This is a genomic window from Methanosphaera sp. A6 (genome assembly GCF_001729395.1).
Classification (GTDB): domain Archaea; phylum Methanobacteriota; class Methanobacteria; order Methanobacteriales; family Methanobacteriaceae; genus Methanosphaera; species Methanosphaera stadtmanae.
The window spans coordinates 1-10,738 of record NZ_MAIF01000113.1 but is presented as its reverse complement, the minus strand read 5'-3'; the positions used below and the strand labels follow the sequence as shown (position 1 = coordinate 10,738).

Sequence of the window (10,738 nt, the reverse complement as noted above, 5' to 3'; positions counted from 1 at the left end):
TTATAAACTTGATATTTTTTTTAAAGTTTATTTAATTAAATTATTAATTTTTATATTTTCATTTTCTAATTTTAAAGATTCAATTAATTTTTTAGCATATACAAGTTTTAATTTCTTAATATCATCTGCCTCTTTTAGTTCTACTTCTATTTCAGGTCGTGAATAATTTGTTATAATATTACCAAAATCCATTCCAGCAAGTGTTATATCCTTGATTTTAAGATCATACAGTGCAATATGCACAGCTCTATCCCCATCTGTAAATCCACCATGGTTTTCAAGTAAATCATATGGTTTTGTCTGTGTTGTAGGTATAATATTTTTTAGTTTGGGAACATATTTTTTTATTTTATTAACATTATCTCCATGTGCATGAACATAGAGTATGGAACCTCTTTTATTTGATTTAAGTATACTGTCTATATTTCCATCAAGGTCTGTTACTATTATTGAGGGTATGATATTCTCTTCAAGAAGTGCTGTTGTTGCACCATCAGCTGCAATTAAAGTATAATTATTAAGATTGAAATTATTTTTAATTAATTGTATATGTTTTTTAATTGATGGTCCTGCTCCAAATACAATACATTTATTATGTACATGTAGATGGCTTTTATTAAATTTCCCATATTTTTTAATTAGGTTATTTAGTATGTCTGCTGAATATTTATCATCATCTTCACTAAAATTAAAATCCTTACATATTTTTTTATACCATATATTCCAGTTGTTATTTGTTATATTATCCATAAAAACCACAAAAAAATTATCATATATTCTATTGTTATATTTATATCTAAGAAAAGTATTTATTATATTATTATTATTCTAAATCTTACATTAAAACTACAATATTAAAAAGAATGAAATACATAAATAAATTTATAGTAATGATAGTGTAATTATTGATTTTATATGATTTCATTATATTAAAACTATCTTATTATAACTTTTTAAATAAACGTTTATAAAAAAATTATAATTTGGAGGAATATTCCCAATGGAAGATACTTTATTAATGATTCCAGGACCAACAACTGTTCCTAAAAGAGTATTAGATGCTATGGCACAACCTATTGTAAACCATAGAGGACCAGTATATGGTGAAATTTTAGAAGAAACAACAGCAATGATGTCTGAGGTATTTCAAACAGATAATAAATCATATTTATTAACTGGATCAGGAACTTCAGCAATGGAAGCTGCAATTGCAAACATAGTGGAAAAAGGCGACAAAGTAATAAATGTTGTAAGTGGTAAATTTGGACAAAGATTACAACAATTAACTGAAGTTTTCGGTGGAGAATCCATAGAAATTGCAGTTCCTTGGGGACAAGCAGCAGATCCTGAAGAAATAAAAAGAGTTTTAGATGAAAATGATGATGTTAAAGCTCTTACTATGATTCATAATGAAAGTTCAACAGCAGTAGTAAATCCAATTCAAGAAGTTGGAAAAATAATGAAAGATTATGATGCATTATTTGTTGTTGATACAGTATCTTCACTAGCAGGAGATAATGTTAAAGTAGATGAATATGGATTAGATATTTGTCTTACTGGATCACAAAAATGTATTGCAGCACCACCAGGTATGGCAGCAATTACTATAAATGATGATGCATGGAAAGTTATTGACAGTGTAGATTCTCCTACTTACTATTTAGACTTAAAAGCTATGAGAAAAAGCGGAGATAAATCACCTTCTCAAACACCATACACACCTAATGTATCCATGACCTATGCAATGCGTGAAGCATTATCCATGGTTTTAGAAGAAGGATTAGATGCACGTATAAAACGTCATCATATTGGTGCAGAAGCTACTCGTGAAGCAGCAAAAACTTTAGGATTAGATTTATTTGCACGTGAAGGAGATTATTCCAATACTTTAACAGCAATTAATATGCCTGAAGGAGTAACTGATAATCAACTTCGTGGAACAATGAGAAATAAATATCAAATTGAATTAGCTGGTGGACAAGATCACTTAAAAGGAAATATTTTCAGAATTGGTCACATGGGTACCACTGGATTACATGAATTAGCTATGACTTTTGCTTGCTTAGAAATGACTTTAAAAGAATTTGGTTTTGAATTTGAATCTGGAGCAGGAGTAGCAGCTTTAGAAGATATATATCTTAAAAATTTATAGAATTTAATCTTTTTTAAGGGTATTTATCCCTTTTAACTATTATTTTTTTTAGTCTATTTTTTTTTATTTTTAACACAACCTTTATATACTATGATAATAATACTATTATTAACGGAAGTGTATTTCCTATTTCCGATATGTAATTGAAAATAAAGATAATAAAAAAAGTAACAATAATAATATACTAAGGAAGAAAAATAGTGAAAACATAACCGCAAATAAAAATTTAATTTATATATAATATGGAGGATTTATAGTGGTAGCAGAATCGTTACTAAACACAGGTGATACGGCCTGGATACTAATGTCAACGGCATTAGTTATGATTATGACCCTACCAGGGTTAGCATTATTTTATGGAGGTATGAGCAAAAATAAAAACGTTCTTAACACAATGTTCTTATCTCTAACCGGTTTTGCCATCGCATCAGTGATTTGGATAGCATATGGATACCAATTCACATTTGGATCAACAATCGGCGGATTTATAGGAGCACCAACAAATTTCTTATTAACAGGAATTTCACTTGATATGCTTCATGTAGACACAACAATACCTGAATTATTATATGTAGTGTTCCAAGCTACATTTGCAGCAATTACAGTTGCATTAATATCAGGAGCAGTAGTAGGAAGAATGAAAGCAAAAGCATGGATGGTTTTTGTAGCATTATGGTTAACATTAGTATATGTCCCAATAGCTCACTGGGTATGGGGTGGAGGATGGTTATTTAACCTTGGTGCATTAGACTTTGCAGGAGGAGCAGTAGTACACTTAAACTCAGGTATAGCAGCACTAGCATTAATAACCGTACTTGGACCTAGAAAAGACAGACGTTTATTACCTCACCATTTAGGATATGCAGTAATAGGTGCAGCATTATTATGGTTTGGATGGTTTGGATTCAATGCAGGATCAGCTCTTGGAGCAAATGGATTAGCAGCAAATGCATTTATAACAACCAACACTGCAGCAGCAATGGCAATGATTGCTTGGATATTATTAGATATCTGGAAAACAGGAAAACCAACAATACTTGGTGCAATAACAGGTGCAGTAGCAGGACTTGTAGCAATTACACCTGCAGCAGGATTTGTAGATGTACCAGCATCATTAATAATTGGATTTACAACAGTATTTGTATCATACTTCGGTATATCATACTTAAAACCAAAACTTGGATACGACGATGCATTAGATGCATTTGGAGTACATGGATTATCAGGAACATGGGGAGCAATACTTACAGGAGTATTTGCATGTCCTGCAATTAATGAAGCAGCAGGTTTATTATATGGTAATCCAAATCAATTAGTAATACAAATAATAAGTATAGTAGCAGTAGCATTATACTCATTTATAGTAACTTACATTATTGCTCAAGTACTCGATAAAACAATGGGTATAAGAGTAGATGAACAAACTGAAATAGAAGGTTTAGATGCAAACGAACATGAAGAAGTAGGTTACAGAATATAAACATAAGGATATGATACAATGAAACAAATTACAGCCATATTTAGAAATGAAAGACTAGATGCAGTAAAAGATGCACTAGAAAAAATAAACTGTAAAGGAATTACAGTTATGGATGTAAAAGGTAGAGGAGAACAATTAGGAATTGAAGAAAACTATAGAGGAAATAGTTATAGAATTGATCTTCTTCCAAAAATAAAAATTGTAACAGTAGTACCTGATAATAATGTTGAAAATGTAATAACAGCAATTACAGAAGCAGCAAAAACAGGTAATGTTGGTGATGGAAAAATATTTATTACCAATATAGATGAAGTAGTAAGAATAAGAACAAATGAACGGGGAGACAAAGCTTTGTAACTCCCCCTAATTTCCATGATACAATGTATTCATAGGAAATTAATTGTTTATTTAACTAAATTATATTATTGAAATCTCCTCAATAATCTTCCTCTCCGTTTTAACCTCCCCTTATTAATTCAATAAAAAAACATTTATCTAAAACACTAAACACCACTTTTCTTATTTTATTTTTTTTTAAAAGATAATTTAAACTAATTTTATAAAAAGAGTAAGTACTATTTATTATCCATTTGAATAAAATAAATATAATACTACTAGAGGACTATGACTATTTTTTACACATGGAAGAGTTAAGATTATTCTAAAAATAAGTATGTATTAAAATATTATTAATTATAAAAAAAAGTTATGGGGGTTATATCTTAGAGAAATTATTCTCTAGAAATTCCAGTGATTCTTAATCCACCATAATGGGATTTGTATTTTATATTTAATCCAATGAGAAGTGGAGTTATTTTTTCAATCATTCTTGCTTTTTCTAATTTACCACAATCAATACATTCAACACCAGGTATTTTTTCAATTAATTCAATAGCTATTTTTTTAGCTTCATTATCATTTCCAGCTATTAAACAGTCACAATCTATAGGTTCTGGTATGTTTTCAAGTAATGAATTACTTATATTATTAAATGCAGCAATTACTTTAGCATCAGTTTTTTTAAGTATTTTAGCAGTTCTTTCTGCAGCTGAACCTTCCATTAAATCTATGAATCTTGCAGGTGATCCACCAATTGCAGTTTCAAGAGGAACTGTTGCATCAAGAACTATTTTATCTCCAACAAAATCTTTAATTGATTGTAATGTTGGTTTTTGTGCTGAAAGAGGAACTGTTAAAATTAATAAGTCACCAGCTTTTGCAGCATCTTCATTTGACATTCCTTCCATTTTAATATTATCATAATCTTTTAATAAATCAAGGCATTCTTCTACTTTTGTTAAAGCCTTTTCTTCTTTTCTTGAACCTATAATAACATCTTCTCCAGCTATTGCAAATCTTTTACCAAGATTTAAACCTTGTGATCCTGTTCCACCAATTATTGATATTTTCATTTTTATAACCTCATGTATTCTTAATTCATAATAAATTAATAATAATTTATAATGATTTATAATGATTAATAATTACTATTAATATATATTTCATCTAATATATAAAATTTGTTAATAATTATATTAAAAAAAATATAAAAATCTATTTTTTTATCATATAATTAAAATATAATCTATAAAAAAATAAAAGTATCAATGCTTAAATAGCATTAACACCACGTTCACCAGTTCTTATTCTGATAATATCTTCTATATCAGAGACAAATATTTTACCATCTCCAACATTACCAGTAAAAGCACTACTTTTAATAGTATCAACTATCTTTTCAACTTCAGTCTCAGTAGTAATAATATCTAATTTAATTTTAGAAATCAAATCAACATTATATACATTTCCACGATATTTTTCGACAATACCTAATTGTTTGCCTCTACCTTTTACATTACTGACAGTTAAACCTTTACAATTAATATTTTCTAAATTATTTTTTACAATATCTAATTTTTCAGGTCTAATAATAGCTTCTACTTTTTTAAACATAAAATTCATCCCATTAATTTTTTTTATCTAACTAGAGGTATTCCAGTAATTTGTGAAGCTTCCATAGTTAATGAAACTAAATCCTCTTTTTCAAGTTTTTGAATATCAGTATTACCTGCCTGTTGAGTTAACATTTTAGCCTCAGCAGTCATTGCTTTAATATAATTAGCAACTCTTTGACCACCACGCACTGGATCTAATCTTCTTCTTAACATTCTATCCTGTGTAGCAATACCTTTAGGACATTTACCTTTACTACATGCTTTACAAACCTTACATCCAATTGATACTAATGCAGCAGTACCAATATATGTTGCATCTGCACCTAATGCTATAGCTTTAGCAACATCAGCACCAGATCTAATACCTCCAGCAGCTACAAGACTTACCTCTGTTCTTAAATTAACTTCTTTAAGGGCAGTATCTGCTTCCATAATTGCTTGTATTGTAGGAATACCTGAATGTTCTGTAATAACTTCAGGGCCAGCTCCTGTACCACCTTGCATACCATCAATAACAATTATATCAGCACCAGCTTTTGCAGCAATTTTAACATCTTGTTCTACACGTCCAGCAGTAAATTTAACAATGATTGGAACTTTCCAATCAGTAATATCACGTAATTGATCAATTTTCATTCCTAAATCCTCTGGACCTACAATATCCATGTGTCTTGCAGGACTTAAGGCATCTGTACCTTGTGGAATATTTCTAATTCTTGCTACTTCTGCTGTAACTTTTTTAGCAAGAAGATGTCCTCCCATTCCAGATTTAGCTCCTTGTCCAATCTTGATTTCAACAGCTTCAGCATTGTTTAAGTAATTTGCAGACATACCAAATCTTCCAGAAGCATATTGGGCTATTAATTTATCAGCATAATGACGTTCTTCAGGTAACATTCCACCTTCACCAGTATTTGATGCTGTACCTGCAAGTGTTGCTCCTCTTGCAAAGGAAATTTTAGCTTCTTTACTAATAGCACCAAAAGACATTGCTCCAATCATAATAGGAGTATCAATTTTTAATGGATTTTCTGCAAAACGATCACCTAAAACAACTTCAGTTTTACATGGTTCCCTATATGAATCTATAGGAGGACGTGAAACTTGTGCAGGTAAAATACTTAAATCATCAAATGTTGGAACTATTCTTGTTGCTCCACAACCTCTAACTTTATATGAACCTGTTGAAGATTTACGTTGAATTTCAAGCATTGATTGACTAGACCATACACCTCTTCCTTCATATGGAAGGGGAGTTACATAAATTGCATTTGTAGGACACATTTGTTCACATATTTTACATCCTACACAGTTTTCTTTATGTACTGGTTGTGGTTCATCATTTATTATTTCATAAACATCATGTGGACAGTTAGAATAACAACTGTAACAATTTTTACATAATGATTTTTTTGGATTGTCACAGAGATACCAGCAACATCCTGGACGATTATTATTCCTTTTACATATTTCAGATCTTCTTTCTACATTAAAAGGCATTTAAATCACATCCTCTTTCAAGTCAATTAATGGTTTGAATACTGGACATACAGAGTATTTTGTTCCAGATGATTTAACAATTTCATCAATATCATCAGTTAATACAGGGTATGGTTTCCAGGCAAGGTCATCTTTTTTATCTACAACTAAAGCTTTAGTAACAATTTTATTGGATACTAAGTAGTCAAGTATTGTTGTAACAACAACACCATCTTGTCCATCATAATGTTTTAATGATCTTACTGTCATTATTTTTTTATAATCTCCTAATACTTTAGATGAATCATTTCTAAGTTTTTCAGGAATGAATGTTCTAGGACATACAGCAAAACAGAAATGACAGTCTTCAGGACATTTTTTACTTTTTCTTGGTTTTGAATCTTTAATTGTTATTAATCCATCAGGACATGCATATTCACATGCTCCACATAAAACACAAGCTCCAACATCAATAACATTTTTTCTTAGATCTAAGAAATTTGAATTATTTATTTCATCAAGAATAGCATTATCTGATATTTCTCTTTGATATAATACTGGTCTTGCATGATATTCACGTTCTTCTATTGTTTCTAAGTTGTTTTGTATTTTTTTATCTGCAATTTTATTTAATAATTTTAGTTGGGATTCTGTTAGATCATGAGCTTCAATATATCCCTGACTAATTGCATTATTAATAACATCTTGTCCTTTTTGTGTTCTTATTATGATTGTGGACCAGCCATCTTCTGAACCTATGGAACCTATGGATATGTCTGATGTTTCTGATGATAATTCAGCACATATATGACAGTTTTTTCTAACAACTGATTTTGCAATGGATAATGGTATTTTTTCTAGTTTTCCATTTTTAAGGAAAATAAATGCTTTACCTTTTTCAATTCTAAATTTTTCTATTTCATCCATTGTTATGTTATATTCCTTTAATAACTCAGTAAAATAGGAATATGAAAAGTTTTCCATACAGAATAAACCTATTTTAAAGTCAATTACTGATTCTGTATAATGTTGAATTTTTGATGCTGCCATTATTTCACATGGAGTTCCAACCATTGCTACTTTTTGATTCATTTTTTACCCCCTGATTCAGTTTTAGTTTCACCATTAGTTATTTTTTTAAAGTTAGTATAATCTATATCACTTAATTCAAAGCCATATTTTGTTAATACTTCTTTTAATTCATTTTGGTCATCAAGGGTTGTGTGTTTTAGTACTGCTTTTTTACCTAGACTTTTTACTTGACCTAGTACATAGATTGTTCCACGCATAATGGATTCACCAGCATCATCTGTCACATCACCTAGAACTATAAGTCTTCCACCCATCATAAGAAGTCCAGTCATGAAGCCACTATTACCACCTATAATGACTGTTCCACCTTTCATGATTTCTCCAGTTCTTGAACCAGTATCTCCTTTTACAACTACAGTTCCATTATAAATTCCTTGTCCTGCACCATCACCAGATCCTCCTTCGATAATTAATTCTCCACCAGTCATATTATCTCCAGCAAACCATCCAGCATTTCTAGTAATATGTATTTTTGCTCCATCTACCATGGTACCAACGAAGTATCCAGCAGATCCAACAATTTCTATTTCTACTTCTTCTATTAGTCCTGCTGCAATGTTGTGTTTAGATTGTGGATTTTTTATAATTAATTTATCATAATCTAGTGCATGTTCTTTTATGGATCTATTTAATGTTTTTTCATCCATATCTTTAGCATCAATTGTATATTCTCTCATATAATATTACTCCCTAAATTATATTGTATAAGATCTTGTTTCACCCGGTGCTATTTGTTCTACATGGTCTGTATCTAGTACATCTTGTAGGGACATTTCTTCTGAAGCTATTGCAAACACATCATCATTTTCTGCCATTACTCCAGGTCTTAATCCTAATTTATCCTTAGCTATACCAATACCATTTGGAGTTCCAACAAGTATTGAGAATGGTCCATCTAAATCATGCACTGCTTCTTCTAATGCTTCTTCTAATTTATATCCTTGATGTAATTTATCTGCCATGTAATGTACTATACATTCTGTATCATTGAATGATTCAAATTTATGTCCTTTTCTTTCAAGTGGATCTCTTATTTTCCAATAATTTGTTATTTGTCCATTGTGTACTACTGTTATATCAGGTGTTATGTAACTTTGATATGGGTGTGCATGATATCTATCCACACCACTTTCTGTAGCAAATCTAGTATGTCCTATACCATGAGTTCCTACTCTTGAAGGTACGTTGTAACGTTTTGCAATGTCTTTTACAAGTCCAACATCTTTTATCATTTCAAATGAATGTGAACCATTTATTACTTGTATATCTTCTATTTTATCGAGATTTGTAATTAATGGTTTTAGTAATGAATAGTTTTCTAGATGTATTTCACATCTATATACATCATAGTCATCTACAGAATGAATTAATTCTTCATTGTATATTGGACTAATCTGAGTTAAAGTTGTTTTGAGTTGATCAAGCAACATTGGTTTATTTTTTAATTCTATATTTAGTTGATAATTATTTTCTGGAAGATTTAATCCACCATATATAGCAAAACCAGCAGAATCTGGTCCTCTATGTTGAAGAGATTCTAACATAGCAGTTAATGATTCTCCAACATTATGTGTTTTTTTATCTTTATATATTACTCCTGCTATACCACACATGATTCTACCTCTAATATAAATAATTTATGAATTAATGTATCTTCAGTTAATTCAGGATGGAATGCTATTCCAATGTACTGATTTTGTTTAACTGCAATTATTTTATCATCATATTTACTTAATACTTCTACATCATCACTAATTTGACTTATGTATGGAGCTCTGATAAATATTCCATGATAATCTTCATTATTGAATTTAATTTCTGATTCAAATGACATTCTTTGTCTTCCAAATCCATTTCTTTTTACTGTTGAATCTATTAATCCAAGTAATGGTTGGTCTTGGTCAGTTTTTTTGGAAAGTAGTACTAATCCTGCACAAGTACCTAATATAGGTATTCCAGTTTCTTTAAGGTAATTAGAAAGTCCAGTTTTTTCTAGATGCATACCTATTGTGGAACTTTCTCCACCAGATATAATTAATCCATTACAATCTTTAATGTCATCTAGAGTATTAACTAATTTTGTTGTACCATCAATTTTCATTTCTTTCAATGCTTTTTCTGTAATTATTTGATGTTCTTCCACATCACCTTGTAAATCTAAAATGCCTATTGTTATCATTTATTTACCTCTCTATAAGAATTAAGTTCTTAATCTTTTGATTTATTATTATACATGTACTATTAAGTAAATATAATAGAACTTGTAAGAATTTGAGTTATTAAAATTTAATCTTTAGAAAAAATAAAATCATTTCATGATTTGAATAAGTATTAATTTAATTTATAAGCGTATTTTATTCTCTTATTAAATCAATTTCTTCTATAAAAGATTAAATTAATTATTAATAAAATAACGTTTATTTTATCTATTATTATATTGTGTTTTACAATATATATAGATTTCTAATATTGTTCAACTAGTTATATAAGTTTAACATGATTATTTTTAGTTTGGTAATAAAAAAAGAGGTTTATACTCAAAAACAATTCAATAAAAACTAAAAATAATAAACAATGTTT

11 protein-coding genes are annotated in these 10,738 nt (G+C 29.4%); 3 read left to right on the top strand and 8 right to left on the bottom strand.

Features of this window, described 5'->3' with window-relative positions:
- Window positions 1-27 precede the first annotated feature (27 nt).
- A complete protein-coding gene (locus tag A9758_RS04385; RefSeq protein ID WP_011406259.1) occupies window positions 28-750 on the bottom strand; it encodes a 6-hydroxymethylpterin diphosphokinase MptE-like protein in 723 nt (240 codons plus the stop codon).
- A gap of 250 nt (window positions 751-1,000) precedes the next feature.
- Between A9758_RS04385 and A9758_RS04380 the strand changes: the two genes are divergently transcribed.
- From A9758_RS04380 to A9758_RS04370, 3 genes are all read left to right on the top strand, one after another.
- Entirely contained in the window at window positions 1,001-2,152 is a 1,152-nt protein-coding gene (locus A9758_RS04380) for an alanine--glyoxylate aminotransferase family protein (RefSeq protein WP_011406260.1), read from the top strand.
- A 256-nt stretch (window positions 2,153-2,408) separates the two neighbouring features.
- The gene (locus A9758_RS04375; protein ID WP_011406261.1) at window positions 2,409-3,632 is read left to right on the top strand and encodes an ammonium transporter; all 1,224 of its coding nucleotides are present in this window, start codon (window positions 2,409-2,411) and stop codon (window positions 3,630-3,632) included.
- Between the two features lie 18 nt (window positions 3,633-3,650).
- Entirely contained in the window at window positions 3,651-3,989 is a 339-nt protein-coding gene (locus A9758_RS04370) for a P-II family nitrogen regulator (protein WP_011406262.1), read from the top strand.
- Window positions 3,990-4,363: 374 nt separating this feature from the next.
- On the opposite strand, the gene npdG is transcribed toward A9758_RS04370, so the two are convergent.
- From npdG to pdxT, 7 genes are all read right to left on the bottom strand, one after another.
- Window positions 4,364-5,044: an NADPH-dependent F420 reductase gene (gene npdG, locus A9758_RS04365; RefSeq protein ID WP_011406263.1), complete on the bottom strand. Its 681-nt coding sequence runs from the start codon at window positions 5,042-5,044 to the stop codon at window positions 4,364-4,366.
- Between the two features lie 199 nt (window positions 5,045-5,243).
- On the bottom strand, window positions 5,244-5,585 hold the full coding sequence (locus A9758_RS04360; RefSeq protein ID WP_011406264.1) for a P-II family nitrogen regulator: 342 nt from the start codon (window positions 5,583-5,585) through the stop codon (window positions 5,244-5,246).
- Between the two features lie 23 nt (window positions 5,586-5,608).
- On the bottom strand, window positions 5,609-7,087 hold the full coding sequence (locus A9758_RS04355; protein ID WP_011406265.1) for a glutamate synthase-related protein: 1,479 nt from the start codon (window positions 7,085-7,087) through the stop codon (window positions 5,609-5,611).
- Window positions 7,088-8,158, bottom strand: coding sequence for a Coenzyme F420 hydrogenase/dehydrogenase, beta subunit C-terminal domain (locus A9758_RS04350; protein ID WP_011406266.1), 1,071 nt, complete (start codon window positions 8,156-8,158; stop codon window positions 7,088-7,090).
- Complete coding sequence (locus A9758_RS04345) at window positions 8,155-8,835, bottom strand: tributyrin esterase (protein ID WP_011406267.1); 681 nt, start codon at window positions 8,833-8,835, stop codon at window positions 8,155-8,157. Before A9758_RS04345 ends, A9758_RS04350 begins: the two co-directional genes overlap by 4 nt.
- An 18-nt stretch (window positions 8,836-8,853) precedes the next feature.
- Window positions 8,854-9,771, bottom strand: a complete 918-nt coding sequence (locus tag A9758_RS04340) for a glutamine amidotransferase (RefSeq protein WP_011406268.1) — start codon at window positions 9,769-9,771, stop codon at window positions 8,854-8,856.
- Window positions 9,759-10,337, bottom strand: a complete 579-nt coding sequence (gene pdxT / locus A9758_RS04335) for a pyridoxal 5'-phosphate synthase glutaminase subunit PdxT (protein WP_011406269.1) — start codon at window positions 10,335-10,337, stop codon at window positions 9,759-9,761. Before pdxT ends, A9758_RS04340 begins: the two co-directional genes overlap by 13 nt.
- Between the last annotated feature and the right edge of the window lie 401 nt (window positions 10,338-10,738).